The following is a 24,585-nucleotide window of genomic DNA, read 5'->3' on the forward strand; positions in this document are numbered from 1 at the left end:
ATTTTCAAGTTACTATTGACTTGGAAAAATATAATATTCCGCGTTAAGGCGGAAGAGGTTCTAGCTACCCTCTCAAAAAAACTAAGGAGAAACAGTGCTCTATTCTTAGGGTGCTGTTTTTTTCCGTAAAAAGGAGTTTTATAGAAATGAAGAAGAAAGAAAAGGCAGTGGTTGTGTTTAGCGGAGGGCAGGACAGTACGACGTGCCTGTTTTGGGCATTGGAGAGATTTGAGGAAGTGGAAGCGGTGACGTTCGATTATAATCAGCGGCATAGCTTGGAAATCGAATGCGCTCAAAACATTGCCAAGGAATTGGGCGTGAACCATCATATCCTTGACATGTCGCTGCTGAACCAACTGGCACCGAATGCATTGACAAGAAGTGATATCGCAGTGTCGGACGGAGAAGAAGGGGAGCTGCCGTCGACGTTCGTGCCAGGGAGGAATTTGCTGTTCCTTTCGTTTGCCGGAGTGCTGGCGAGCCAGATTGGCGCTAAACATATTGTCACAGGAGTCTGTGAAACGGATTTCAGCGGATATCCTGACTGCCGCGATGTATTCATTAAATCGTTGAATGTGACCTTAAACTTATCGATGGACCAGTCATTCGTGATTGATACGCCGCTAATGTGGCTTAATAAAGAGGAAACATGGGAGCTTGCTGACCAGCTTGGCGCGTTCGACTTTGTCCGCGAAAAGACCCTGACTTGCTATAACGGAATCATCTCCGATGGCTGTGGAGATTGTCCGGCATGTAATCTGCGGAAAAAAGGACTGGATGACTATGTAAGCAGACGGAAGGTGCTTTCATGATGTACGGTTTTAAGATAGTGGATAAACTCCAAAAAATAGATGAAGATATTCAGCGCAGCCAATTGAAGTATACAAACAAGAGGGTTCTCGTGAGTAAGGAATTCACCTTTGACGCGGCGCACCATCTGCATGACTATGAAGGGAAATGCAAGAACCTGCATGGCCACACGTATAAAGTCATTTTCGGATTGAGCGGGTATACGGATTCACGCGGGTTGATGATAGATTTTGGTGACATCAAGGATATATGGAAAAATGAAATCGAAATCCACCTGGATCATCGTTATTTGAATGAAACCCTGCCGCTCATGAATACAACAGCTGAAAATATGGTTGTCTGGATCTATGAAAAAATGGCCGAAGCCCTTTCATTAAAAGAATATGAGGGTGCTAGAGTCGAATTTGTTCGACTGTACGAAACGCCGACAAGCTATGCCGAAGCCAGACGGGAGTGGATGGAAAGTGAGTAAACTTCCGGTTATGGAAATCTTCGGGCCGACCATCCAAGGAGAGGGAATGGTCATTGGTCAAAAAACCATGTTCGTTCGGACGGCCGGCTGCGATTATTCATGTTCCTGGTGTGATTCCGCATTTACTTGGGATGGCACAGGTAAGGAAGATACCGTTCAGATGACTGCCGATGAAATATGGGATGAGCTGAAGCGAATTGGGGGTTCCAGTTTTTCCTTCGTGACGATATCTGGGGGAAACCCGGCCCTGCTGAAAAACCTAAACGGCTTGATAGCGATCTTACATGAAAATAAAATGAAAATTGGTGTAGAAACACAAGGAAGCCGATGGCAGGATTGGTTTCTCGATATTGATGAGCTGACTATCTCACCTAAGCCGCCGAGCTCTGGAATGAACACGGACTTTACGGTGCTTGACCAAATCATCTCGAATCTTGCCAATCGAAATCCAGAAAACCATGTTTCATTGAAAATCGTCGTCTTTAACGAGGAAGATTATCAATATGCCAAACATGTACATGGGCGTTACCCGGATATTCCTTTTTATCTGCAGGTCGGCAATGACGACAGCAGGACGGCGGATGATCGTCAATTGATCAGCGGCCTATTGAAGAAGTACGAAGAGTTAATTGATAGAGTGATAGCAGATGATGAATTGAATGATGTGAAAGTCCTGCCCCAGCTGCATACCTATATATGGGGTAACAAGCGGGGCGTGTAAAGTAAAGGCAGTGTGATGTTTAATCACACTGCCTTTTAAGCATATTACAACCTTTGCATGTGTGTAGCTTTGAAGGATGATGTGTATTTAAGGCCATATCCAAATAAGCGATCCATTCCTATATGTGCGGTCCAAATTAAACCAATCATCATCCATGCATCCGACTTTAGGAATATGGCTAACAAAATCATGAAGATGGACACGATATAAGTATGGAATGCGTTATAAACCTTTGCTCCAATCCGATCATCGATCAGATAGGCCAGCATGGAAACATCAGGGGACAAAATCAACAAAAGGAAAATCCACCAGCTGAATTCATATAACGAATAGATGTAAATCACCGCTAAAAGGACCATAAGTCCTTCAATATGAAGGAATTTCTTCACCATTTCATAACCTCCAAAGTTTAATTGACCATTGGTCAATAGTGTCCGAAAAAATTATATGATGTTCTTGGTGATATTTTTTACATGAAAATAGGCTAAACCTTTTACATCTTGATAAGATAGCTCAGAATTAATATAAAAAGTTATGAATCCGTGAAGAGAAAGAAAAATCGACCAAATGGATGCAGGATTCAGTTTGTTTTCCGTTAGATCCGTCAAGGACTGGATTAGCTTTTCGTATGTTTTATTAGAATCGAATTGAAGTAACTGCTGAATTTCTTTTTCCTTCGATAAAAACATGATGGAATAATGATTCTGTTGGGTTAAACCAAACTCCAAGAAGCACAATAAAATCTTTTCCATTTTTACAGAAGGGTCATTTTCCGACAGGATGATATCATCGATTAAAGAATTTAAAACGGAAAAATCCGTTTTCACTAAACTATAAAATATTTCCGCCTTGTTTTTAAAATGATAATAAATGGCTCCATGACTGCAATCCAATGATTTAGCCAATTGCCTCATCGAGACATTCGAATACCCTAACGCTGCAAAAAGGTTTCTAGCTTCATTCAAAACCATGTCCCTGGATAATTCTTGACCTGCCGATTTCCTTGGCGACATCTTGTCACCTCCTTATTAATTGACCACTGGTTAATTAGGATGATAGCTCACTGATTTTAAAATGTCAATTATTAGGTCGAATGAAAAAGTACTGTTTTTTAAGTGGGATTTTGCCATTTGTTTCACCAGTGTTGCAAAGGATAAACCCCCAGTTTATTGAGGGTTTATGCAATTTATTAAAAAACTAATGATGCTCTCAAAGTAGTAACGCCATTTTCTAAATAACCCTTTAAACAGGTTAATGTATATACCCAACCTTCTTTTTGTCCGATCATTTTGTTTATTATTTCAGGGTCGTCTTCACTCAATCCAGATTCGTTCACTTCAATGATCGTACTCGTTTTATCCAACTTTTTTAGTGTAATGGTAACAATCGTTTCTTGATCATTTCCGCCCCATGCAAACACGATTTTCCTATTTTCCTCTACTTCCAATACATGAATGACCACTTCAGCATCGTATTCGTTGTATCTCAATGTAGGCGTCCTGTCTTTTTCCCATCTTTCCGAACTTGATGAGAACCAGAAATTCCCGATTTTTTCAGGATTCACAATGGCTTCAAACACTTCATTAGCTGGCTTGATTATCTTAAATTTCGTGATTATTTGGGTATCCATTATTAACTCAACTCTCTTTCAATGTGTTTTTATAGTTTCCGTTTAATTATTCCAGTCTACTGATATGGGCGGGAGGGTCCGTCCAGTTTCAAGCAAGCTCTTCAGGTTACTTAAAAGGGCTGGCCATCCATTATTCAAGCCTTCAAAGGTGTTGTCATCATATACGAAATCCGTCTCCAATAGCTCCTCATGCCTAAGAATTAACTTCACAGTCGAATCGTCCATTTTCTGTAATTCAAAAGTGACCCGTGTAGGCTGCTCGCGAGGTGTTTCGTCTCCTGCCATGATCCATGTAAACGAGAGCAGGTGCAACGGCTCGCATTTAAGTACATGCCCATGATCGATAATCCGCCCATCTTCCAGCAAATATTTAACGGCTGACCCTTCTTGCCAGTCAGACTGTACTTGTAATCCGAAGTGGTATTTCTTCGTGACTTCACCACTCGTCAAGGCTTCCCAAAGCTTCTCTGGTGTGGTTGCGATATAAATAGGATAGACAAACGTAGTTTTTTTGATCATTCTTTTTCTCCTCGCCAAATAAGGTACAAGACTCTATCTTTGATTTTCGGCTTTTGTATACAGACGGTCAAGCAGTTTTATGCGACAGAAATCGGCAAAAGGGGGAAACAGGGCCATTGAAGTAAATGGCTAAATCAATCGGTATCAGCGAATACATACTAAAATCGACGGTATGGAAACTTCTTGATTTCCAACCGCTTTCAAGCTACGATGAATAAGGAAAATGATAATCCGCCCGGGCGGAAGAGGTTCTAGCTACCCTCTCAAAAAAACTAAGGAGAACAGGGCTCATTCTTAGGGTGCTGTTTTTTCTGTATAAGGAGAATTAAGAAATGTTAAGAATTTTATTGTATTTAGTATCCATCATCACGGCGAATGTGGTTACAGCAGCTTTTGCGCCATTACATTTTGGCATGTTCATCATCCCGATGGGGACATTGCTCATCGGGGGAACCTTCATCTTCCGAGATCTGGTCCAGAATAAATTCGGCCGTGCGAAGACCTATATATGCATCGTCACTGCACTTATTTTATCTGCATGTGTATCATTTTTATTAGGAGATACGTTACTGATTGTGTTTGCTTCCGCATTATCCTTCGTGGTCGCAGAAACAGCGGATACGGAAATTTATACCCGTTTAAAGCTCCCGATGAGTTGGAGGGTGTTTTACAGCGGGATCGTTGGAGGATTTTTCGATTCAGTAATATTTGTCGTGATTGGCCTAAGTCCTCTGGGTGCCAATATATTGCCATGGGAAGCAGTACCAGCTGCGGTCATCGGCCAAATCATCGTTAAAACGATCATTCAGTCCATTGGTGCCGTATTGTTGGGACGAATCAACGTAGAACTGGAGAAACGTGTAGTCTCCAGTTAAATGCTAGGAGGGATGCACTCGATGGATGGAACCAAAAAAGAAGAAGAAAAATGCTATTGCCTCGAGGCCTTTCGTGAAAAATATGGTCCGCATGTACAAGGGGAATGCATGAAGCTTTCCTGCGCCAATTATCGTAAGCATAAAGGAATAGACAAAAAAAGGACCTGATTAGGTCCTTTTTTTTCGTGATTGAAGTAACTCACGAGTAAACAGTGCAAACTAAGTGTGCAGTACGAATTCACGTGTAAAAGTGCGAAACTCACGAGTAAAACAGCAAAACTCACGAGTAAAAGTGCGAAACTCGCGAGTAAACGTGAAAAACTCACGATTAAACAGTGCAAACTAAGTGTGCAGTACGAATTCACGTGTAAAAGTGCGAAACTCACGAGTATAACAGCAAAACTCACGAGTAAAAGTGCGAAACTCACGAGTAAAAGTGCGAAACTCACGAGTAAAAGTACAAAATTCACGAGTAAACAGTCCAAACTCACGAGTGCCGCATGAATTCACGAGTAAAACAGCAAAAAAAGCTCCCTGGGCCGTTCCATTAATGGGTGCAGGAAGCTTTTTATTTGGTTTAGAATTGCTCTGCGCTTTTTCGAACTAATTTTTCCAGGAAGAAAAAGCATTCGCGTTTCCGCTCAAGTTCGGTTTGTCCATTTTCGGTGACATGATAATATTTCCTTCGGCCTGATTCGGACTCTTTCCAATGTCCTTTTATGAATTCTTTTTTTTCTAATCGTTTAAGGGCAGGGTAGAGGGTGCCTTCACTTATTTCATAGTTGCCCTTGCTCATTTGCTTCAGGATTTTGGTTATTTCATAGCCGTAAAGCTTTTTTTGTGAAAGAAGTGAAAGCAAAAGGAGGTCAATGCTTCCCTTCATTAATTCTTTATCCATATAAAATCTCCTCCTTTTCATTTTTAAAGTGTATTACGTTGTACATCGTATCACAAGGTGCATTTTACTTTTCTTAAAAAAAATGGTTAAATGACGATTGCTAAATAAATTTAATCATAGTAAAATGTGCTTCGGAACGGATGAGTTGTGAAGAGTGTGGTAAGGATACTATATACATGATTTAATTGTTTTAATGAAAATACGGAATAGGATAGAAGAATCACTACTCAAGGGGTATTAATTGATTTTTTTTCGAAAATCATTTAGATTCTATTTATCAACAAGAGCAAAGAAAGAAGGTCCTAGATAGATGAAAGTGAAAGCACCTGAGTCATTCACATATATAGGTGGAAAGAGAGCAGTTCTTCTGCTTCACGGGTTTACCGGAAGTACAGGAGATATGAAGAAATTAGGGAAGTACTTAAATGATCTCGACTATACTTGCCACGGACCTCTTTATAGTGGGCACGGAGTATCAGCCGAGGAACTTGCTAAAACTGGTCCAAAGGAATGGTGGGGAGATGTAGTTAATGGCTATAATTTCCTAAAAGAAGAAGGCTATGAGGAAATTGCAGTTGTAGGAATTTCTTTAGGGGGAGTGTTTTCATTAAAAGTGGGAATTGAATTGCCTGTAAAAGGGGTAGTTTCAATGTGCGCTCCGACGCAAGGAAAAAGTATCGATCGGCAAAAGAACCGCTTGCTCAATTATGCACAGGCGTATAAGAAGTTTGAGGGCAAAGATGCAGACCAAATTGCTGCAGAAGTGAAGCTGCTTGAAGAAGAGCCTATGCCTCAACTAAAAGATGTGTTGAACATTATAAATGAGACAGGTGAAAATTTAGATTTAATCACATCACCAACTCTTGTTCTGCAAGGTCGTTTGGATGATCCGGACTATACGGAGAGTGCTACAGCGATTTTCAATGAAGTCGATACACAGCATAAACACTTGATTTGGTATGAAAAGTCTGGCCATATTATCACATTGGGCAAGGAACGTGAACAGGTGTATGAAGATGTGTATAAGTTCTTGAATACACTGAATTGGTCGGAGTAATAAGCGATATTTTTGATCCCCTTTAAGTTGAACGTGTAAAAAGCCTACAGTCGTAAGTAGGCTTTACACTATACTTGAGGGGTTTTTGTTTTGGCTGCGCATCTATTTGTAGAAAAAGACCTTTAAGGTATCGTTATTATCAAGAGTTGCCAATAAAATATCATTCACGTCGGCATTATATGTTATTTTGATTTTGTTTTTCAGCCATGCTTCGTCTTTACCGCCCCGGTTCAATTCTTTAGAATCAATCATTCCCTCTTTAATAATCGTTTTAGGAAAAGTGAAGGCATTTGTTGCCAGGTGCATATCTGCTGGGGTTACTGCTTCATATTGGGGATCTAAAAACAATGAAATGGTACCGCCCGGTTCCCATAGCGCGAGGGATACTTTTTGAATATCTTCGACTTTTTCTTTTCTTAATTCCGATAATAAAACATCGATGGAGATTCTGGCCCTTGCTAAGCTTTTGTAAATGATTTGTCCATTTTCGATAAGCGGAAAGGGATCTGAGTCAAAAAACCTTCGGAGTTTTCCCCACTTAAGTCCCGCAAACACACTCATTATATATAAAATGATCAATACACTGGTTGTTATCATGGAGCCCTTCAAACCTAACTGTTCATCAGATAAAGGGTGGGCAAGAATGTTTCCAATAATTAAAGCCATTATGAAATCAAGTAATCTTAATTGCGAAATGGACCGTTGCCCCATCAATTTAACCGATAGAAGCAAAAAAAAGTAGGAAATAATGGCTCTTAAGATCCACTGGATTGCAGTAAGAGTTTCCTGGCTATTAAAAAAATCCACAAAAATTCACGTCCTAATTTCCAATAAAGGAGAAGTAATGGGCCTCTTTAGAGGGGGCCGATTATAGTTTTAGCCCGCTCCTTCATAAGTATTACCCAACATTGGCCCTTCGGAGACTTTATTGACTGTTTTCGAAAAATTTATATTAATATAACAACTTTAAAACGTATTGTAATTAAAAATAAACTGATTTAAAATGATATCTTTCCTGAGAAATTTATTTAAAAAATATCCTTGTATAATATCAGTGACAATGGTCTGATAGTTTCTACCTGGCAGCCGTAATGCCGGACTACAAGGAAGTATGAAAATAGAAGAGATGAACAGGTTAATGTTGGTTCGCTTGAAAAAAGCTTGATCCTAAAAAACATGCTTCGATGAAAGCTCTTACTTTTTCACACTTTCTTGCTGCGGCTGAAGGTGTAAAAAGGTGAGGGCTTTTTATATAAAAAAAACGAATGGGAAATGATATAGCTAAAGGGGATGAAAGCATGCTTTTCTTATTGAATATACTAGGTGTTTTAGTTGTAATGGGTATCGTTTACATTTGTTCACCTAATAAAAGGAACGTTAAGTGGAAAGCCATTCTTACCTTGCTGGTTCTTGAATTGCTTATCACATGGTTCATGTTATCGACAAAAATAGGGGCATGGGTCATCAATCTGATCGCTTCATTCTTTACCTGGTTGATTGAATGTGCGAATGAAGGGATTTCTTTTGTCTTTCCTTCGCTTATGGCAAATGAACAAGTGGATTTCTTTTTCAGCGCATTGATGCCGATTATCTTCATTATCACGTTTTTTGATGTTTTATCGTATTTCGGTATACTTACGTGGATCATTGATAAAGTGGGATGGCTCATTTCAAAAGTATCCGGTTTGCCGAAACTTGAGAGTTTCTTTTCGATTCAGATGATGTTCCTTGGAAATACGGAGGCACTTGCCGTACTCCGCCTTCAACTCAGTGCGATCAAGGATCAGCGTCTTTTGACATTTGGAATCATGAGCATGAGCAGCATCAGCGGTTCAATCATTGGAGCCTACCTGTCCATGGTACCGGCAACCTATGTTTTTGTAGCGATACCTTTGAACTGCTTAAATGCCTTGCTGATAGCTAATATGCTGAATCCCGTCGATGTCAGTAAAGAAGAAGACGTCGTTTATGTACCTTCTAAAGAGGAACGTAAAGATTTCTTTTCCACCATTTCCAACAGTATGTTGGTTGGGGCCAAAATGGTCTTCGTCATCATGGCAATGGTTATCGGCTATGTGGCGTTGACGGCCAGCGTAAACGGCATTTTCGGCTTCTTCGTGGATGGATTGACCATTCAAAAGATTTTCTCTGTCATTTTTAGTCCATTTGCATTCCTGCTTGGGTTAACTGGACAGGATGCCATGTATGTCGCTCAATTGATGGGAATCAAGCTTGCCACGAATGAGTTCGTTGCCTTGCTCGATCTAAAGGATAAAGTCAGTACACTGCCTCCGCATACAGTCGCTGTCGCTGTCACTTATTTGACGTCATTTGCCAACTTCAGTACAGTGGGCATGATCTACGGAACATTCAATTCCATCCTCAATGATGAGAAATCGAACATTATCGGAAGGAATGTTTGGAAGCTGTTGGTTAGCGGGATGGCTGTTTCTTTACTAAGTGCCATGGTCGTTGGATTATTCGTTTGGTGATTTAAAACATGGGCAACCATTTGGATGTCCCATCTGAAAAAGCTGTGCAGGATTTTCCATGCACAGCTTTTTCGTTTATTTCGTCAAATAGTTCTCTGTATAATATGGTTTATTTTCCTCATCGAAGGCAACTCCGACACCAAGGGATTCAAAATCTTTCTGTAATTTGTTTTCCCTGTGTCCAATGGAATTCATTAGGCCTTCATGGGCAAAGATACTGCTATTCTGACCGGCAGCCAGGTTTTCCCCCGCCATTCGAAAATTGATTTTGTCATCTTCCATCCGGTCGAAAGGGGATTCTCCTTCAAGGTTTGTATGGTTGAAGTATTGATTCACGGCCATATCGGCACTATGGTCCTGTGCAGTGACCTTCACTTGTTTATCCCATGAAAGCACGGAGAGATCATGATTGACCCGTGATGCATTGGTCAAATCGAATAATTGATATTCAAAGCCCTTTTTTAATCCGGGGCCGGCTTCTGCAAAATAGCCGCTCTTTTGCTTTTCGAGTTTTGCGTCGATGATTTGGATTGCCGTGACTGTATTTTTCTCATGTTTGTCATAAAAAATGGTCACATAGCTATTATCCATTTCGAACATATCGTATTCGCCGCCGTCACTTCGAATCTGGTAATAGACGTTTCCTTTAAGCAGTTTTGTGACAGGCTCCGCCATTTTCCCGGTCACGGTTTCTTTTGGTGTACCGCGTTTAATGCCTTCATTTGAGGAAATCAAATCTTGGTTCGTATATAAACCAACAACTTTATTGTTATTATCGTAGGCAACCATGAAGAAGTTTTGATAATTTTCGTGATAGGCAAACCAGTCCACGCCATATTCATTCCGCGTATTCCGCTTAGCTTCACCGGCCATTTTTTCTACATCATCCTTCGTGTCGCCAATTTCGATATTACGGACTGAAAAGGATGCATCAGCAGGTGCTTCCAGTGCTGGTTTTTTCACTTTTTCCGTTTCCTGAGATTCTTTTTCAGAAGCGGTATCCAATGTTTCCGTCAGCGAGCCAATCAGGCTGCTGACTCCAGTACTCAGTTTTTCCAAGGCTGTCGTAACCTCGGGCCCGTTTATAACTGAACGAACATCTGATGCAAGGGCACTAACCCCGGCTTTAAATCCAGACTCCTGAATATCTTTACCATAGCCATACCATAATCCAGAGAGTAGGAGTATGAGGACCACAATATTAAACAATTTACGCAAATCGTTCACTCCTGCTCTATCCAGGATATAGAATCCCGATTAATGAAAGATCATCTGCAGCACACTTAAAACAGGTGGGGCACCTAACAAAAATAGTGAACACATAATGAGTATTTGCGAGACCATTTTTGGAAGCTTTTCCTTCCCTTTTCCCGAATACCAGCCACTGAACTGAAGTTTATTTCTATACCAGACGAATAATAAAAGCAGTATCGCAATCGAGCCTAGCCAGCCATACTGAGTCACTCCTATGTTTATATATATGCCGTTTACAATGCTCGAAATGATTGTTCCAGCTACTCAGAATATTAATATGATGCGTAACAATTCTAATAAGACTTTCATATGTCACTCCTTGGTTTCCCCATTATACTTCGTCGATTACAAAATAAAAAATTTAAATGATTTGGCATTACATATTATACCAAAAATAAAGAGGGGAATAAAACAGGTACCTCTTTCGAAGGTGAAATTTTCATTATTAGTTAAGTCTTTATAAACAAAAAAAGATTAGCCATTGCGCTAATCTTTTTCATTTGGGATTACTTCAATTGATCATTCAAGACACTTTCCTCGAGAACGGAAAACTTATCACCATACACCCTTGTTATGTGGTTTTCCCCCCATGTACATAGTGCGGATAGGATGCTTTCCAGGCTTTGTCCATACTCACTTAATTCATATTCCACTTTTGGGGGGACTTGGTTATAAACGATCCGATTGATGACACCGTCCTGTTCCAACTCCCGCAATTGTTGAGTCAACATTTTTTGGGTGATGTTCGGCATTAGGCGCTTCAATTCACTAGTCCGCTTTTTTCCGTGGGTCAGATGGCAGAGGATTACGCATTTCCACTTCCCGCCCAGTACTTCCAGTGTTGCTTCAACGGATATATTGTACTTCTTTTTTTGCATGGTTTGCATACTCTCCTTATTTTATAGGTACTAAAAGGTGCCTATATCACTTTAAAGTACGTACTGTTTTTTATTTGTATTATATCTCATAATAACATTTGCACACCGAATTCCACTGTACCATTTATAAAAAAAGTTGCTCAGGCAATTTCAATGATAGTACAAAATGACAAGAAGGAGAAGAGGATATGATTTCAAATAAAAATAGAAGTACATGGGCATTGCTGGCTTTAGCGATAAGTGCCTTTGCAATTGGAACAACTGAGTTCATCAGCGTGGGATTATTACCACTCATTTCTAAAGATTTACACATTACAGTGACGACGGCGGGACTGACGGTGTCTTTATACGCCTTGGGGGTCATGTTCGGGGCACCTATCCTCACATCACTGACATCGAATATGTCGCGAAAGACTTTATTGCTTTGGATAATGGTCGTGTTCATTATCGGAAATGCATTAGCGGCTTCTGCGACCACGGTCGGTGTATTATTGATCGCGCGTGTCATTTCAGCGCTTGCACATGGTATCTTCATGTCAATCGGCGCTACGATTGCCGCTGATTTGGTCCCTGAAAACCGCAGGGCGAGTGCCATCGCCATCATGTTTACAGGTCTGACGGTGGCAACGGTGACCGGAGTTCCTTTTGGAACCTTCATCGGTCAGCAATTCGGCTGGAGATTCGCTTTCATCATCATTGTGGCAATCGGCTTGATCGCTTTCATCGGAAACGGCATCCTAGTCCCATCGGATTTAAGAAAAGCGGCACGGACCACTTTCCGTGACCAAATCAAATTGGTGACGAATGGGCGTTTGCTGCTAGTATTCATCATTACAGCGTTAGGGTATGGCGGTACATTCGTTGTCTTCACGTACCTGTCACCGTTACTTCAGGAAGTGACAGGGTTTAAAGAAGGAACTGTTGCCTTGATTTTGTTAATATATGGAGTAGCTATAGCAATAGGAAATACCCTTGGCGGGAAATTCGCCAATCGCAATCCTATTAATGCCCTATTCTATATGTTTCTTATTCAGGCCATTGTACTTGTGGTGTTGACTTTCACGGCACCGTTCAAGGTAGCTGGTTTAATTACGATCATTTTAATGGGATTGTTTGCATTCATGAATGTTCCGGGGCTTCAAGTGTATGTCGTCATGTTAGCGGAGCGTTTCGTGCCGAGTGCAGTGGACGTGGCGTCAGCCATCAATATTGCCGCCTTCAATGCGGGTATCGCCATTGGTGCCTACTTAGGAGGGGTGATAACGGATTCGATCGGATTGATCCATACAGCGTGGATAGGTGGAGTCATGGTGTTTGCAGCAGTGATTTTAACAGGCTGGAGCCGGGCCCTGGAAAGTAATGACCGTACCAAGGGAACGGACAAAATAGCATAGGATTAAAAAAAGTGATGCATGTTAGAAAAAGCATGCTATGCGTATAGGGTATCAATGAAAAGTATCATTGCATCCCTTCAGTGAATGATGGAAGGTTCCTTGAAGGGATGTAATGATACTGATACTAAAAGCGCATTACAATCTATAAACAATAAAGAAAAATTTGGAGGTAGAGTGAAAATGAATTTACAAGATACAACTACATTGCATAACGGCGTTGAAATGCCATGGTTCGGATTGGGCGTATTTAAGGTGGAAGAAGGACCAGAGCTGGTAAATGCAGTTAAAGTGGCCATTAAACATGGTTATCGCAGCATCGATACGGCTGCCATTTATGAAAATGAAGAAGGGGTTGGACAAGGGATTCGTGAGGGCGTAAAAGAAGCTGGAATCTCAAGGGAAGACTTATTCGTAACATCCAAAGTCTGGAATGCCGATTTAGGCTATGAATCGACAATTGCAGCTTACGAAAAAAGCTTACAGAAACTTGGCTTGGAGTACCTGGATTTATATCTTATCCATTGGCCAGTGGAAGGAAAATATAAAGAAGCTTGGAGAGCTTTGGAAACTCTATATAAAGAAGGAAAAGTGAAAGCGATCGGTGTGAGCAATTTCCAGATTCACCACCTAAAAGATTTAATGGAAGATGCAGAAGTGAAGCCGATGGTCAATCAAGTGGAATGTCATCCGCGTTTAACTCAAAAAGAAGTTCAGGCATTCTGTAAGGAACAAGGAATACAACTTGAAGCATGGTCTCCTTTGATGCAAGGTGAACTTCTTGATAATGAGGTTTTACAAGCTATTGCAACCAAGCATGGCAAATCTGTTGCACAAGTCATTTTACGCTGGGATTTACAAAATGGGATTGTAACGATTCCGAAATCAACTAAAGAACATCGTATTGTCGAAAACTCAAGTGTATTCGATTTCGAATTGACCGAAGAGGAAATGAACCAAATTGATGGATTGAATCAGAATCACCGTGTTGGGCCAGATCCTGATAATTTCGACTTTTAATTAAGTATGAATTGGAGAGGGACGGGATATCCGTCTTTCTCTTTTTTTTATGGATTTCGCATCGGAATTTACAATGCAGCTTCGGGAATCTGATTAGTTGACACAGTATTACTGGGATGATATAAATGCATGTGCATGCATTATATAAAAAAGGAGATGAAGAATGATGAATGATTTATTTTCACCTTATCGCATAAAAGAACTTGAACTTAAAAATAGGATCGTCATGCCGCCGATGTGCCAATACTCCGTTGAAGCGGAAGATGGTATACCAACGAACTGGCACCAGCAGCATTATGTAAGCAGGGCAGTTGGCGGCACGGGGTTAATTATAGTGGAAATGACCGATGTGGAGCCTGATGGGCGCATTTCTAATCGCGATCTTGGATTATGGTCCGACGATCAAATTGGGGCTTTCTCCAACATCGTTAAGGAAGTTCATCAATACGGTGCAAAAATCGGGATACAAATTGCCCATGCAGGCCGTAAAGCGGAGGATGCGGAACCGCCTGTGGCACCTTCAGCCATTGCGTTTGATGAAACGTATAAAACACCAAGAGCTTTAGAAACGGAAGAAGTGAAGGGAATGGTCGATAAATTCCGGGCATCGGCCAGAAGGGCAGTTCAAGCAGGATTTGACGTAATCGAATTACATGGTGCACACGGGTATTTGATCCACCAATTCACATCACCGCTTACGAATAAACGTGATGACGAATATGGAAAAGACCTGACTAAATTCGGAGTGGAAGTCATTAAAGCAGTGAAAAGCGAAATGCCTGCCGATATGCCTTTAATCATGCGCATTTCTGCAAAAGAATACGTTGAAGGCGGATATGGTATTGAAGAAAGCATTGCATTTTCACAAGTCTTTAAAGAAGCAGGCGTCGATATGTTCCATGTAAGCTCTGGAGGAGAAGGCCCGATTGGAGCAGACGGAAGACCTGGTACCCATGCCAGCTATCAAACTCCGTTGGCCAGGGAAATCAAAAAAGCTTTGGATATTCCGGTGATTGCTGTAGGTCGATTAGATGATCCGATTCTTGCAAATTCAATCATAGGTAATGAAGAAGCGGATTTGGTTGCCGTCGGCAGAGGAATGCTGCGAAACCCTTATTGGGCACTTGAAGCATCTAAAGCTTTGAATATAAAAACGGAGATCCCTAAACAATATCAACTGGGATTCAAGCATTGATACGGATTTTTAAAACGCCGGCGAATATTAAATTCGCCGGCTTTTTTCATTCAGTGCATGAGGGGATTTGCATACGCGAATCCATTACGTGATGTTTGACTGGAAATTTTGCTATAATGAAAAAGATAAATCAAACGATAATTCGAGGTGCTAATTATGGAAGAAATCAAAATCATTACAACGGAAGAAGTGGAAGCCAAGCTTGAGGCAGGAGAAGCGATGGAGCTTGTCGATGTTCGTGAAGACGAAGAAGTGCAAGAGGGAATGATCGAAGGCGCGAAACATATTCGCATGAATGATATCCCGGCGAACCTTGACTATTTTGATAAAGAAAAAGAATATATCTTTATCTGCCGTTCAGGACGCCGCAGTGAAAATGTATGCCTTTATCTTCAGGAACAAGGATATAAAGTGGCAAACATGGTTGGCGGAATGCTTGAATGGGACGGTGAAGTCATCGTTAAGTGAAGTTCTTCAAAAAGACCTGTTACTTTTGTAAGCGTAAATCCAAGAATGTGACGGCTTATTTGAATGAAGAAAGAAAAAAGATCATGGTTTGTTCACAATGCCGTGAATATGCGGAAAGACGTGCATATTTGAAGGCATGAAAACAAAGAGTCCTTTCATCATGAAAGGACTCTTTTTTCTATATGAACCTTATTTACGGGGATTCAAACGTTATATGTTAAAATTAGGGTGCTGAAGTCAGAAAATATAGAAAAAGGAGATTTGAAGAATGAATGTTCATAAAATAGCGGTCATTGCGGGTGACGGGATTGGCCCTGAGGTGATTAATGAGGGTGTAAAGGTCCTTAAAGAAGTGGCGGCCATTGCCGGTGATTTTTCTTTCCAGTTCACCTATTTTCCATGGGGCTGTGAATATTACCTTGAGCACGGCAAAATGCTGCCCGACGATGGACTGGAACAACTGATGAAGTTTGAAGCCGTGTATTTGGGGGCTGTCGGTTATCCTGGTGTCCCGGACCATATTTCCTTACGTGAACTTCTGCTGAAGATCAGAAAGGGATTTGACCAATATGTGAATGTTCGACCCGTTAAATTGCTTCAAGGTGCACCCTGTCCATTAAAAGATGTGACTCGTGACCAAATCGATATGGTTGTCATCCGTGAAAACAGTGAAGGGGAATATTCCGGTGCAGGTGATTGGCTTTTTAAAGGCAAGCCGGAAGAAGTCGTCCTGCAGACGGGGGTCTTTTCACGAAAGGGAACCGAGAGGATCATCCGGTATGCTTATGAACTGGCGCGCAAGACGGGAAGGACGCTAACGAGCATAAGCAAGGCGAACGCATTGAATTATTCAATGGTTTTTTGGGATCAGGTTTTTGAAGAAATTGGACAGGAGTATCCGGAAGTAGAAACGAATTCCTATCTGGTCGATGCGGCAAGCATGTATTTTGTCAAACAGCCCGAACGGTTTCAAATCGTTGTCACCTCCAATTTGTTCGGTGACATCATAACGGATTTAGGTGCTGCCATTGCAGGCGGGATGGGACTGGCGGCCGGTGCCAATTTAAACCCGGAACGGATTTATCCTTCGATGTTCGAACCGATTCATGGTTCAGCCCCGGATATAGCACATCAAGGCATCGCCAATCCACTTGCGGCCATATGGTCCGCCAGTCAGATTCTCGATTTCTTTGGACATGAGGTTTGGGGTGCAAAAGTGTTGGACGTGATTGAACAGGCGATGGTCGATAAAAAGGTGCTGACTCCTGATATGGGCGGGGCAGCTTCTACAGAGGAAGTCGGGGATGAAGTGGTTAAAATATTATCCGCTTCACTAAAAAATCAAGTATAAAAATCAAGTAAAAAGGGCATCCTGCACAATAACTATCATTATAGTAAAAGGGCGGGGAGAGCCGATGATACAAGTAAAATTATTTGATTATGAGCATGAAAAGGACCTAGAGGATGAAATGAACTTTTTCCTGGAAGACATTCGTGATAATCAAATTGTCGATATCAAATACAATGTCGCCACTACAGGTGAAGAGGAAGAGGAACAGATCTACTGTTTCAGTGCGATGATCATCTATAAAAAAAATAAAGGCCGGTTGGCCCGATAATCAATAATAGACTACCTATTGCTTGCTGACGGGCAATCAAAGGTAGTCTTTTTTCCGTCTTGACTTCCTCGGAAGGGGGCATGTTCGTTGTGGAAATTAGGACGATGTCGCTTCCCCGCCGTTGACATGAAGTGTTTGTCCTGTCACAAAACGGGAATCATCAGAGGCGAGATAGACAAAGGTGGGAGCCAGTTCAAATGGCTGGCCTTGACGCTCCATCGGATTATCGACTTGTGTCACTTCGTCTGCCGAGAAACTTGCCGGGATGAGGGGTGTCCAAAACCTTCCGGGCGCAATGGCGTTCACCCGGATGCCTTAATCGACAAGACTGTTTGCCAAGGCACGGGTAAAACCCATGTTGGCCCCTTTAGTCGCCGTATAATCTATTAATTGCTTATTCCCATTGAACGTCACGACAGAAGATGTATTAATGATGGAGGACCCAGCTTTTAAATGGGGAAGGGCAGCACGCGTCGTGTAGAAGTGGGAATAGATATTCACTTTGAAGGTATCATCGAATTGCTCATCCGTAATATCAAGCAAGCTTAATTGCTGAAATTGAATGCCTACGTGGTTACAAAGTATATCGAGCTTTCCAAATGTTTCAATGGTGTCTTCCACGATATTGATGCATTGCTGTTTATCCCTTAAGTGTCCCCAGGCAGCAGTAAGCAACGTTGCCCAAGCTCTTCAATTCTCGTTTTAGTCCGATTGGCATCCTCATGTTCATCCAAATAAGCGATGGAAACATCTGCCCCTTCTTTAGCAAAAGCGATGGCAGCCGCAGCGCCAATCCCACTGTCTCCGCCAGTTATCAATGCGACTTTACCTGTTAATTTCCCGCTGCCCCTATAATTGGGATTTTCGATGATGGGCCTGGGCACCATTAATTTTTCTACACCAGGTTGGAGAAATTGGCGTTGCTCCGGAACCGTGATGGGTACGTCTTGATAACGGGTGATCTTCCCTTAATTCGGATGCATGGGATAGCTTTTACCGGATGATTTCTTTTTATTATCTTCTGCCATGAGGGGTCCTCCTAAAAAAGAATTTAGTCGGATTACTTTATGATGATCAGGCATATGCCGTGCATGAAGAACATGTATCGGGACGGGCTCGTTGCCGTGCGGCTCGAATATGCTGAAGGGTAGAAAAAAGTTTTTGGAGGCCTCTATATGCCATATTATTATAGCGAAGAAGTGAAGTGGTTATTGGTCGAACAATCTGATGAAAAAGTGGAGTTGTTATATGACTCCAACCCAAATACATTTGAATTGCCGCTTATTGGACCAAGACCGCCATATTATTATAACCCGCGCTATGTGCCGTATTATCCCGTGATTTAAGAGTGAACATCAAAAGGGAAAATGCATGAAGTACGGAGTCTGCCGGATTGGGCTGCCTAGGTCTTTCTAAGAGTGGACTGAAAGCAGCCACAATTCGACTCAACTAAATTCCAGATCTTAACATGACATTAGGAAAAACTGATTATTTTCTTCTATGAATTTTACAAACACGGAGATAATGGGTAAAGTTATACATAATACATAGTGCGGGACCGGTGTATTTAAAGGAGAGATCCATTTTGGATAATAAAATGAAACAACTAATAGAAAATATACAGCAATCGGATGGTGGCATATTTTATACTGTTTTAATGAATTGGAGTCATACATTGAAAATGAGGCAACTTTCATCATTGCCGGTGTTCAACAGGGAGACCATATCCTGGTCGTCGAAAACGACCGTATCTTTCCTTTCGTGTACAAGAAATTGCAGCTTCATTTAAATGAGGAGCAATTGGAGCAAGTGCATCTTATGAATAATTTTGATTTTTATTGTTTTCAGGGAGACTTCCATCCTTCGACGATGGTGCATTATTTCTTGGAAAATATCGATATATACACTAAACGCAATCAGCACGTTCGGACTTGGGGCCATGTTGAATGGGGCCATGACGATCAAGTCAGCTTTGCGATAGGCGAATATGAAAAAGGGATCGACAAATTGATCAAGGAAAGAGGACTGATTTCTGTATGTGCATACGATGACTGCAGAGTGCCTGCCGAGCTTAAAACAAACTTGATCAAGCATCATGGGATCCTGATTACCGATGAAAAAATCACGATTTTAGCAAACGGATAGAATAAAAGGGGCGAGTTATTTGGAAAGTTTTACTGAACGGGTCATTCAGATCATACAACGAATCCCCTCCGGTAAAGTGATGACATATGGTCAAATAGGACAGCTCGCCGGAAGTCCGCGCGGTGCAAGGCAGGTCGTAAGGATCCTTCATTCTAGCAGCAAAAAACATGACCTTCCTTGGCACCGGGTGATCAATGCCAAAGGTGAAATCGGGATAAAAGCGGAGGGCGCTGCAGAACACCAGAAGGCGATGCTCGAGAGTGAAGGCATCACGTTCACGGGCCGGAATACCATTGACCTCGAAGCATATCGCTATCATCCAGAAATATTTTAAACGCATAGCCGGATAGTAGAGGCGGGCGCGGGTTCGGTCGAAAAAGTACAGTGAAGGCCCAAACAAGAGTACCTACACCAGAATCAAAGCCTAACGAACACGATGTATAGGCTTACGAAATCGCCGTAAAAGAGGCTGATCCAAGCGGATCAGCCTCTTTTACGGATTATGAACGGGCAGACATGGCAGCATTCATGCCGGCGAGTCTGCCGGTTACTAATGCCGATGTGATATTGTAACCGCCTGTGTATCCGTGTATATCCAGAATTTCACCGCAGAAATACAGTCCGTCCATTAGTTTGGATGCCATTTCCTTTGGATGTATTTCTTTGACGGATACGCCGCCGCCTGTTACGAAGGCTTTTTCTAGCGGCTGGGTGCCGTGCACCCCGAATTGGAAGTCCTTGCATAATTCTGCAAAGCGGCGGATTTTTTCATTTGATATCGTCGCCCCTTGTTCTTGAAGATCGATGCCGCTTCGCTCAAGCAGGAAGTGAAGGTATCGTTCAGGAACTAAACCTTTTAAGGTGTTTTTAATGGCTTTTTTCGGTTCGGCTTTTATTTCCTTCATGATGTCTTGAAAAACCTCTTCCTTGTTTCGGTCCGGCAGGGCATCGAGTTTCATGGTCACTTCCGACAGGTTCCATTTTTTCATCGCTTTCACGACAAATTGGCTGCATCTTAGAACAGCTGGACCGGAGACGCCAAAATGGGTGAAGAGCATATCCATTCTATGTGTGATAAGGGCCTTGCCCTTTGGATTAAGGACACTCAATGAAACATCGCGAAGTGCGAGACCTTGAAGTGTTCGATCTTTAATGAATGTTTCATGGCTAAGTACGGGAACTTCAGTCGGGAACAATTCGGTAATCGTATGCCCCGCCTTTTTAGCCCATGCGTAGCCGTCTCCCGTTGAACCGGTGTGGGGAACTGATTTCCCGCCGACTGCAATCACGACTGCATCCGTGTCAATGGTCTGGCCATCTTTTAACCGGACACCGCTGGTTTTTCCATGTTCATAGAGAACTTCCGCAACTGGAGAGTTCTTGTAGATCGTTACTTTTAAATTCGACAGGCGCGTCAGAAGGGCATCCACGACACTTTGCGCTTTATCGTTGACAGGGAACATCCGGCCATGGTCCTCTTCTTTTAGAGCCACGCCCAATTTTTCAAAGAATTGAATAATGTCCTCATTATTGAACTCTGAGAAAGCACTGTATAGAAATCGCCCGTTTCCAGGGATATGCTGAATGATTTCATCGATTGAGAGCCTGTTCGTCACGTTGCAGCGTCCGCCGCCCGAGATTGCAAGTTTCCTTCCAAGCTTCTCGCCTTTATCCACTAACAATACATGGGCACCTTTTTCCCCGGCCGCTATTGCTGCCATCAATCCGGAAGGACCGCCGCCAATTACCACTACATCATATTTCAAATTGATCACCACTTTATCATTTTCAGTCCCTTCATTATATAGCAAGAGCCCGTCAGATTGCGAATGTAGAAAAAAAGGAATTATTTGTTTGTGTATTATCTTCGAAAACGATAAACTTGAATGTAGTTTTCTATAGAAAAAATACTTTAATATGATAAGATAAAGAGCGTGTGAAACGTAACTGACAGAGGCAGGAAGGGATTAGATGTCATCTAAGTTTTTAAAAGGGGCTTTTATATTAACGCTGGGAGCGATCATTTCCAAGGTTCTTGGTTTATTTTATGTCATCCCATTTGAACATATGGTTGGGAATAAAGGGGCTACCCTCTATCAATATGGGTACGTTCCATATACCATTTTCATTAGCTTTGCAACGGCAGGCATGCCGCTTGCAGTATCTAAATTCATCTCGAAGTATAATGCGCTCGAGGAATACGCAGTCGGTGAGAAGTTATTTAAATCGAGCCTGAAATTAATGGTTATCACCGGTTTTCTCGCTTTTTTGATTCTCTATACGATGGCCCCGCTGTTTACTGGAGTCTTTGGGGTCAAGCCGGAAGATGTCGCGGATGTCACGGAGATCATTCGGGCAGTCAGCTTCGCCTTGATTTTTGTACCGTTCATGAGCATCATCCGCGGCTTCTTTCAAGGACATGAAGCGATGGAACCAACGGCCATCTCCCAGGTTGTCGAACAAATTGTCCGCATCGTGTTCCTTCTGGCCGGTGTGTATGTTGTTTTGAATGTCCTTGACGGAGAGTTAGTGAGAGCCATCCAAATAGCTACCTTCGCGGCGACGGTCGGGGCTGTCGGCGGTTTAGTGGTGTTATTTTGGTACTGGAAAAAACAAAAACCATATTTGGACAGCTTGATGAAGAAAGACAGGGGAACGATGGAAATTTCCCTGAAGGAGATTTATAAAGAAATATTCCTTTCGTCGATTCCTTTCATATTCGTCGGAATCGCGATGCCAATGTTTCAGTTGGCTGACTTATTGTCTTTCAATAAGGCGATGTCGTCGATCGGGCTGCAGCATGTTGCTGAGGATGCACTAGGGGTGTTGAATGTGTATGCCCAGAAGCTTGTCTTGATTCCGATGACGCTTGCAACCGGGTTTTCAATGGCGCTTCTTCCTTCGGTGACGAAGGCATATGTAAGCGAGGATTCAAACGAGTTCAACCGCCAGCTGAACCAAGCCTTTCAAATTTTGTTGTTCATTACGATTCCAGCAGTCGTTGGCATGTCTGTGCTGGCCGATCCAATCTATAGTGCCTTTTACAGCCATGATCCACTTGGAATCAGTGTCCTGAAGGCATATGCGCCCGTTTCCATCTTGTTTGCACTTTTTTCCGTTTCGGCCGCTGTATTACAAGGGATCAATCAGCAAAAATATACAGTGCTCAGCCTGCTTGTGGGCTTTTTAATCAAATTGAGCTTGAATATCCCGTTGATCAAGTTGTTTGAAACGGAAGGATCCGTTTACGCTACGGCATTCGGCTACTTGGCTGCCGTGCTGCTGAATTTGTATGTCATTACCTACTTTACTGGATATCGTTACAGCCTTACCATCAGAAGATCTGTTTTGATCACAGTTTTTTCAATAATAATGGGACTGGCTGCCTGGGGCATGAACAGTTTATTATCGCTATGGCTTACAACGGAAGGGCGCTTCCAGGCGATTTTGATCGTGGCCGTTTGTGCAATTTTTGGAGCGCTCATTTATGCGGCTCTTTCCTTGAAAAGCAAACTTGCCCATCGTTTGTTCGGTGCCCGGATCGATCGGTTAAAAGCTAAATTAGGATTGTAAGCTGGAAGTTTGATGTGTAAAAAAAAGGGTATTGAATGGTGAATCCCCGATTAAAATATATTGGCCTTGCCTGTCATTAAAGTGGGCAAGGCTTTTTACTGAAAAAGGCTTTAGGAGGAAACGATGAGAATAGATAAGATTTTATCCAATATTGGTTATGGCAGCAGGAAAGAAGTGAAAAAGCTCCTGAAATCCGGCGCCGTCAAGGTTAATGAAAGGCTGATTAAGGATCCGAAGGAACAAGTGGACCCTGATGCGGAAAACGTGACGGTTCATGGTGAACGGGTTGAATACAGGGAATTCATTTATTTAATGATGAATAAACCGCCGGGCGTATTGTCGGCAACGGAAGATAACTACCAAGAAACGGTCATCGACATCTTGGAGCCGGAAGATTCGGTATTCGAGCCATTTCCTGTAGGACGTCTTGATAAGGACACAGAAGGTTTATTGCTGATCACGAATGACGGAAAGCTTGCCCACCAACTGCTTTCCCCAAAGAAACATGTCCCTAAAACATATTTTGCGGTCATTGATGGCGAAGTAACGGAACGGGATATCGAGGCATTCCGCAACGGGGTGACCTTGGATGATGGATACGAAACAAAACCAGGAGAATTGAACATTTTAAAATCAGGCCTGACATCGGATATCGAGCTAACGATCATGGAAGGGAAGTTCCATCAGGTGAAGCGGATGTTTGAGGCCGTTGGCAAACGTGTCGTCTACCTTAAACGTCTTTCCATGGGGAGTTTACAGCTTGATGAGGAACTCGAGCTTGGTGAATACCGTGAGTTGACGGCGGAGGAGCTTGAACAATTAAAGGCGGGCCAACCGGCTGAATGATAGCTGGACACAAAAAATGAGGCGGACAATATTGTCCGCCTCAAAGTATTTTACATATCGATCTTATTCGGGTGGTCGTTCTTTTTACGATGACATCTTCACCTTTTTACTTGTTGTCGTCCAAAGGCCTCGGCTTGGGCTTTGAACAAGGTCATTGTATGCTAAGACATTTAAATCGCGCTGCACAGTTCGAGGAGTGATGCCAAATTCTTCTACAAGCTCTTGAGTAGAAACCGTACCGTTATTGCTAATGAACATATAAACGGATTTAATACGGGTTAACATGCGATTTGTTGAAGGTTTCAAAAAATCACTCCTTATTCTTTTCATTGTTATTTTGAACAAATGAAAACAACCGATATGTCGGACAGCATTCCAGCTGTCACTATGTACTTGCTATACCCACCCTATAACTCCTCGGAAACATTAGAAAAAATAAGATGTCATTAACTTCATTCTACCCCTTTGCAAAAGCAAATTCTAGGAAAAGATACTAATTGACTAAATATTACATTTATTATATCAAATTTTAACAAAATTATTCTCTTTGCCTATACAAAATTAATAAAGAGTTGTTCCATTTGTTCATGCTCATATTTTGCCAATAAAGAATGCTTACTATGCACACAACACAAACGTTGACTTTTAAAGCATATACATGTTATTTTACTTAAAACGGTCCTTAAATCGTAATTATTACGCTTTATGTGTTGATGGAGGAA

28 protein-coding genes, 1 pseudogene and 3 riboswitches are annotated in these 24,585 nt (G+C 42.0%); of the genes and pseudogenes, 18 read left to right on the plus strand and 11 right to left on the minus strand.

What is annotated here, in order from left to right; translation table 11 throughout:
- Positions 1–48: 48 nt before the first annotated feature.
- A riboswitch (PreQ1 riboswitch) is annotated at positions 49–91 on the plus strand.
- 55 nt (positions 92–146) lie between these two features.
- The 3 genes from queC to queE are packed head-to-tail and all read left to right on the plus strand — an operon-like array spanning position 147 to position 2,003.
- Positions 147–812 carry a 7-cyano-7-deazaguanine synthase QueC gene (queC, locus tag ACZ9AO_RS19875; RefSeq protein WP_161922259.1) on the plus strand — a complete coding sequence of 222 codons (666 nt, stop codon included), beginning with the start codon at positions 147–149 and terminating at the stop codon, positions 810–812.
- Positions 812–1,282, plus strand: coding sequence for a 6-carboxytetrahydropterin synthase QueD (gene queD, locus ACZ9AO_RS19880; protein ID WP_034309398.1), 471 nt, complete (start codon positions 812–814; stop codon positions 1,280–1,282). Before queC ends, queD begins: the two co-directional genes overlap by 1 nt.
- Positions 1,275–2,003 (plus strand): 7-carboxy-7-deazaguanine synthase QueE, encoded by a 729-nt coding sequence (queE, locus tag ACZ9AO_RS19885; RefSeq protein ID WP_476110015.1) that lies wholly within the window; start codon positions 1,275–1,277, stop codon positions 2,001–2,003. The genes queD and queE overlap by 8 nt, the downstream gene beginning before the upstream one ends.
- A gap of 44 nt (positions 2,004–2,047) precedes the next feature.
- On the opposite strand, the gene ACZ9AO_RS19890 is transcribed toward queE, so the two are convergent.
- From ACZ9AO_RS19890 to ACZ9AO_RS19905, 4 genes are all read right to left on the minus strand, one after another.
- Positions 2,048–2,395 (minus strand): DUF4260 domain-containing protein, encoded by a 348-nt coding sequence (locus ACZ9AO_RS19890; protein WP_048687561.1) that lies wholly within the window; start codon positions 2,393–2,395, stop codon positions 2,048–2,050.
- 51 nt (positions 2,396–2,446) lie between these two features.
- Positions 2,447–3,016, minus strand: coding sequence for a TetR/AcrR family transcriptional regulator (locus ACZ9AO_RS19895; protein WP_476110018.1), 570 nt, complete (start codon positions 3,014–3,016; stop codon positions 2,447–2,449).
- Positions 3,017–3,192: 176 nt separating this feature from the next.
- A complete protein-coding gene (locus ACZ9AO_RS19900; protein ID WP_476110019.1) occupies positions 3,193–3,633 on the minus strand; it encodes an SRPBCC family protein in 441 nt (146 codons plus the stop codon).
- A 42-nt stretch (positions 3,634–3,675) separates the two neighbouring features.
- Positions 3,676–4,152: an SRPBCC family protein gene (locus ACZ9AO_RS19905; RefSeq protein WP_476110020.1), complete on the minus strand. Its 477-nt coding sequence runs from the start codon at positions 4,150–4,152 to the stop codon at positions 3,676–3,678.
- Between the two features lie 239 nt (positions 4,153–4,391).
- Positions 4,392–4,434: riboswitch (PreQ1 riboswitch) on the plus strand.
- Between the two features lie 50 nt (positions 4,435–4,484).
- Between ACZ9AO_RS19905 and ACZ9AO_RS19910 the strand changes: the two genes are divergently transcribed.
- Both ACZ9AO_RS19910 and ACZ9AO_RS19915 read left to right on the plus strand, forming a co-directional pair.
- Positions 4,485–5,027: a VUT family protein gene (locus ACZ9AO_RS19910; RefSeq protein ID WP_048687567.1), complete on the plus strand. Its 543-nt coding sequence runs from the start codon at positions 4,485–4,487 to the stop codon at positions 5,025–5,027.
- A 21-nt stretch (positions 5,028–5,048) separates the two neighbouring features.
- Positions 5,049–5,195 (plus strand): hypothetical protein, encoded by a 147-nt coding sequence (locus ACZ9AO_RS19915; RefSeq protein ID WP_153246159.1) that lies wholly within the window; start codon positions 5,049–5,051, stop codon positions 5,193–5,195.
- 409 nt (positions 5,196–5,604) lie between these two features.
- Here the strand turns inward: ACZ9AO_RS19915 and ACZ9AO_RS19920 are convergent, their stop codons facing one another.
- A complete protein-coding gene (locus ACZ9AO_RS19920) occupies positions 5,605–5,925 on the minus strand; it encodes a PadR family transcriptional regulator (protein ID WP_095392775.1) in 321 nt (106 codons plus the stop codon).
- Positions 5,926–6,235: 310 nt separating this feature from the next.
- Here ACZ9AO_RS19920 and ACZ9AO_RS19925 point away from each other — a divergent pair, with 310 nt between their 5' ends.
- The gene (locus tag ACZ9AO_RS19925; RefSeq protein ID WP_034309382.1) at positions 6,236–6,982 is read left to right on the plus strand and encodes an alpha/beta hydrolase; all 747 of its coding nucleotides are present in this window, start codon (positions 6,236–6,238) and stop codon (positions 6,980–6,982) included.
- A gap of 102 nt (positions 6,983–7,084) precedes the next feature.
- Here ACZ9AO_RS19925 and ACZ9AO_RS19930 read toward each other — a convergent pair whose 3' ends face one another.
- On the minus strand, positions 7,085–7,789 hold the full coding sequence (locus ACZ9AO_RS19930; protein WP_476110023.1) for a DUF421 domain-containing protein: 705 nt from the start codon (positions 7,787–7,789) through the stop codon (positions 7,085–7,087).
- Positions 7,790–8,003: 214 nt separating this feature from the next.
- A riboswitch (purine riboswitch) is annotated at positions 8,004–8,104 on the plus strand.
- Between the two features lie 176 nt (positions 8,105–8,280).
- Between ACZ9AO_RS19930 and ACZ9AO_RS19935 the strand changes: the two genes are divergently transcribed.
- Positions 8,281–9,474, plus strand: coding sequence for a nucleoside transporter C-terminal domain-containing protein (locus tag ACZ9AO_RS19935; protein WP_251541840.1), 1,194 nt, complete (start codon positions 8,281–8,283; stop codon positions 9,472–9,474).
- Between the two features lie 75 nt (positions 9,475–9,549).
- On the opposite strand, the gene ACZ9AO_RS19940 is transcribed toward ACZ9AO_RS19935, so the two are convergent.
- Both ACZ9AO_RS19940 and ACZ9AO_RS19945 read right to left on the minus strand, forming a co-directional pair.
- A complete protein-coding gene (locus ACZ9AO_RS19940) occupies positions 9,550–10,692 on the minus strand; it encodes a CAP domain-containing protein (RefSeq protein ID WP_476110025.1) in 1,143 nt (380 codons plus the stop codon).
- A gap of 542 nt (positions 10,693–11,234) precedes the next feature.
- Positions 11,235–11,606, minus strand: a complete 372-nt coding sequence (locus ACZ9AO_RS19945; protein ID WP_063232600.1) for a winged helix-turn-helix transcriptional regulator — start codon at positions 11,604–11,606, stop codon at positions 11,235–11,237.
- Positions 11,607–11,794: 188 nt separating this feature from the next.
- Between ACZ9AO_RS19945 and ACZ9AO_RS19950 the strand changes: the two genes are divergently transcribed.
- From ACZ9AO_RS19950 to ACZ9AO_RS19975, 6 genes are all read left to right on the plus strand, one after another.
- Positions 11,795–13,000, plus strand: a complete 1,206-nt coding sequence (locus ACZ9AO_RS19950; RefSeq protein ID WP_251541837.1) for an MFS transporter — start codon at positions 11,795–11,797, stop codon at positions 12,998–13,000.
- A 174-nt stretch (positions 13,001–13,174) separates the two neighbouring features.
- Positions 13,175–14,017, plus strand: coding sequence for an aldo/keto reductase (locus ACZ9AO_RS19955; RefSeq protein WP_476110028.1), 843 nt, complete (start codon positions 13,175–13,177; stop codon positions 14,015–14,017).
- 166 nt (positions 14,018–14,183) lie between these two features.
- Positions 14,184–15,212: an NADH:flavin oxidoreductase/NADH oxidase gene (locus tag ACZ9AO_RS19960; protein WP_476110134.1), complete on the plus strand. Its 1,029-nt coding sequence runs from the start codon at positions 14,184–14,186 to the stop codon at positions 15,210–15,212.
- Positions 15,213–15,368: 156 nt separating this feature from the next.
- On the plus strand, positions 15,369–15,680 hold the full coding sequence (locus tag ACZ9AO_RS19965; protein WP_476110030.1) for a rhodanese-like domain-containing protein: 312 nt from the start codon (positions 15,369–15,371) through the stop codon (positions 15,678–15,680).
- Between the two features lie 268 nt (positions 15,681–15,948).
- A complete protein-coding gene (locus ACZ9AO_RS19970; RefSeq protein ID WP_476110032.1) occupies positions 15,949–17,031 on the plus strand; it encodes a tartrate dehydrogenase in 1,083 nt (360 codons plus the stop codon).
- A 64-nt stretch (positions 17,032–17,095) separates the two neighbouring features.
- Positions 17,096–17,299 carry a sporulation protein Cse60 gene (locus ACZ9AO_RS19975; RefSeq protein WP_476110034.1) on the plus strand — a complete coding sequence of 68 codons (204 nt, stop codon included), beginning with the start codon at positions 17,096–17,098 and terminating at the stop codon, positions 17,297–17,299.
- Positions 17,300–17,395: 96 nt separating this feature from the next.
- Here ACZ9AO_RS19975 and ACZ9AO_RS19980 read toward each other — a convergent pair.
- Positions 17,396–18,261, minus strand: a pseudogene (locus ACZ9AO_RS19980) (SDR family oxidoreductase).
- 213 nt (positions 18,262–18,474) lie between these two features.
- Between ACZ9AO_RS19980 and ACZ9AO_RS19985 the strand changes: the two are divergent.
- The 3 genes from ACZ9AO_RS19985 to ACZ9AO_RS19995 all read left to right on the plus strand — a co-directional run bounded on the left by ACZ9AO_RS19985 (position 18,475) and on the right by ACZ9AO_RS19995 (position 19,778).
- Positions 18,475–18,645: a hypothetical protein gene (locus ACZ9AO_RS19985; protein WP_164855101.1), complete on the plus strand. Its 171-nt coding sequence runs from the start codon at positions 18,475–18,477 to the stop codon at positions 18,643–18,645.
- Positions 18,646–18,940: 295 nt separating this feature from the next.
- A complete protein-coding gene (locus ACZ9AO_RS19990; protein ID WP_476110136.1) occupies positions 18,941–19,444 on the plus strand; it encodes an MEDS domain-containing protein in 504 nt (167 codons plus the stop codon).
- A gap of 79 nt (positions 19,445–19,523) precedes the next feature.
- Positions 19,524–19,778, plus strand: a complete 255-nt coding sequence (locus tag ACZ9AO_RS19995) for an MGMT family protein (RefSeq protein WP_053537337.1) — start codon at positions 19,524–19,526, stop codon at positions 19,776–19,778.
- 166 nt (positions 19,779–19,944) lie between these two features.
- Here ACZ9AO_RS19995 and ACZ9AO_RS20000 read toward each other — a convergent pair whose 3' ends face one another.
- Positions 19,945–21,210: a BaiN/RdsA family NAD(P)/FAD-dependent oxidoreductase gene (locus ACZ9AO_RS20000; RefSeq protein WP_034309353.1), complete on the minus strand. Its 1,266-nt coding sequence runs from the start codon at positions 21,208–21,210 to the stop codon at positions 19,945–19,947.
- Positions 21,211–21,415: 205 nt separating this feature from the next.
- Between ACZ9AO_RS20000 and ACZ9AO_RS20005 the strand changes: the two genes are divergently transcribed.
- Together ACZ9AO_RS20005 and ACZ9AO_RS20010 are read left to right on the plus strand one after the other, a co-directional pair.
- Positions 21,416–23,017, plus strand: coding sequence for a putative polysaccharide biosynthesis protein (locus ACZ9AO_RS20005; protein ID WP_063594461.1), 1,602 nt, complete (start codon positions 21,416–21,418; stop codon positions 23,015–23,017).
- Between the two features lie 123 nt (positions 23,018–23,140).
- Positions 23,141–23,863, plus strand: a complete 723-nt coding sequence (locus tag ACZ9AO_RS20010; RefSeq protein ID WP_063594460.1) for a pseudouridine synthase — start codon at positions 23,141–23,143, stop codon at positions 23,861–23,863.
- An 84-nt stretch (positions 23,864–23,947) separates the two neighbouring features.
- On the opposite strand, the gene ACZ9AO_RS20015 is transcribed toward ACZ9AO_RS20010, so the two are convergent.
- Positions 23,948–24,169, minus strand: coding sequence for a DeoR family transcriptional regulator (locus tag ACZ9AO_RS20015; RefSeq protein ID WP_034309346.1), 222 nt, complete (start codon positions 24,167–24,169; stop codon positions 23,948–23,950).
- Between the last annotated feature and the right edge of the window lie 416 nt (positions 24,170–24,585).

This window comes from Peribacillus sp. TE19612 (genome assembly GCF_056279465.1).

Bases quoted from the DNA above. Each gene is read 5' to 3' on its own strand.
- queC (WP_161922259.1), top strand. From the start codon at position 147: ATGAAGAAGAAAGAAAAGGCAGTGGTTGTGTTTAGCGGAGGGCAGGAC.
- queD (WP_034309398.1), top strand. From the start codon at position 812: ATGTACGGTTTTAAGATAGTGGATAAACTCCAAAAAATAGATGAAGAT.
- ACZ9AO_RS19890 (WP_048687561.1), bottom strand. From the start codon at position 2,395: ATGGTGAAGAAATTCCTTCATATTGAAGGACTTATGGTCCTTTTAGCG.
- ACZ9AO_RS19895 (WP_476110018.1), bottom strand. From the start codon at position 3,016: ATGTCGCCAAGGAAATCGGCAGGTCAAGAATTATCCAGGGACATGGTT.
- ACZ9AO_RS19900 (WP_476110019.1), bottom strand. From the start codon at position 3,633: ATGGATACCCAAATAATCACGAAATTTAAGATAATCAAGCCAGCTAAT.
- ACZ9AO_RS19905 (WP_476110020.1), bottom strand. From the start codon at position 4,152: ATGATCAAAAAAACTACGTTTGTCTATCCTATTTATATCGCAACCACA.
- ACZ9AO_RS19910 (WP_048687567.1), top strand. From the start codon at position 4,485: ATGTTAAGAATTTTATTGTATTTAGTATCCATCATCACGGCGAATGTG.
- ACZ9AO_RS19915 (WP_153246159.1), top strand. From the start codon at position 5,049: ATGGATGGAACCAAAAAAGAAGAAGAAAAATGCTATTGCCTCGAGGCC.
- ACZ9AO_RS19920 (WP_095392775.1), bottom strand. From the start codon at position 5,925: ATGGATAAAGAATTAATGAAGGGAAGCATTGACCTCCTTTTGCTTTCA.
- ACZ9AO_RS19925 (WP_034309382.1), top strand. From the start codon at position 6,236: ATGAAAGTGAAAGCACCTGAGTCATTCACATATATAGGTGGAAAGAGA.
- ACZ9AO_RS19935 (WP_251541840.1), top strand. From the start codon at position 8,281: ATGCTTTTCTTATTGAATATACTAGGTGTTTTAGTTGTAATGGGTATC.
- ACZ9AO_RS19945 (WP_063232600.1), bottom strand. From the start codon at position 11,606: ATGCAAAAAAAGAAGTACAATATATCCGTTGAAGCAACACTGGAAGTA.
- ACZ9AO_RS19950 (WP_251541837.1), top strand. From the start codon at position 11,795: ATGATTTCAAATAAAAATAGAAGTACATGGGCATTGCTGGCTTTAGCG.
- ACZ9AO_RS19960 (WP_476110134.1), top strand. From the start codon at position 14,184: ATGAATGATTTATTTTCACCTTATCGCATAAAAGAACTTGAACTTAAA.
- ACZ9AO_RS19965 (WP_476110030.1), top strand. From the start codon at position 15,369: ATGGAAGAAATCAAAATCATTACAACGGAAGAAGTGGAAGCCAAGCTT.
- ACZ9AO_RS19970 (WP_476110032.1), top strand. From the start codon at position 15,949: ATGAATGTTCATAAAATAGCGGTCATTGCGGGTGACGGGATTGGCCCT.
- ACZ9AO_RS19975 (WP_476110034.1), top strand. From the start codon at position 17,096: ATGATACAAGTAAAATTATTTGATTATGAGCATGAAAAGGACCTAGAG.
- ACZ9AO_RS19985 (WP_164855101.1), top strand. From the start codon at position 18,475: ATGCCATATTATTATAGCGAAGAAGTGAAGTGGTTATTGGTCGAACAA.
- ACZ9AO_RS19995 (WP_053537337.1), top strand. From the start codon at position 19,524: ATGACATATGGTCAAATAGGACAGCTCGCCGGAAGTCCGCGCGGTGCA.
- ACZ9AO_RS20005 (WP_063594461.1), top strand. From the start codon at position 21,416: ATGTCATCTAAGTTTTTAAAAGGGGCTTTTATATTAACGCTGGGAGCG.
- ACZ9AO_RS20010 (WP_063594460.1), top strand. From the start codon at position 23,141: ATGAGAATAGATAAGATTTTATCCAATATTGGTTATGGCAGCAGGAAA.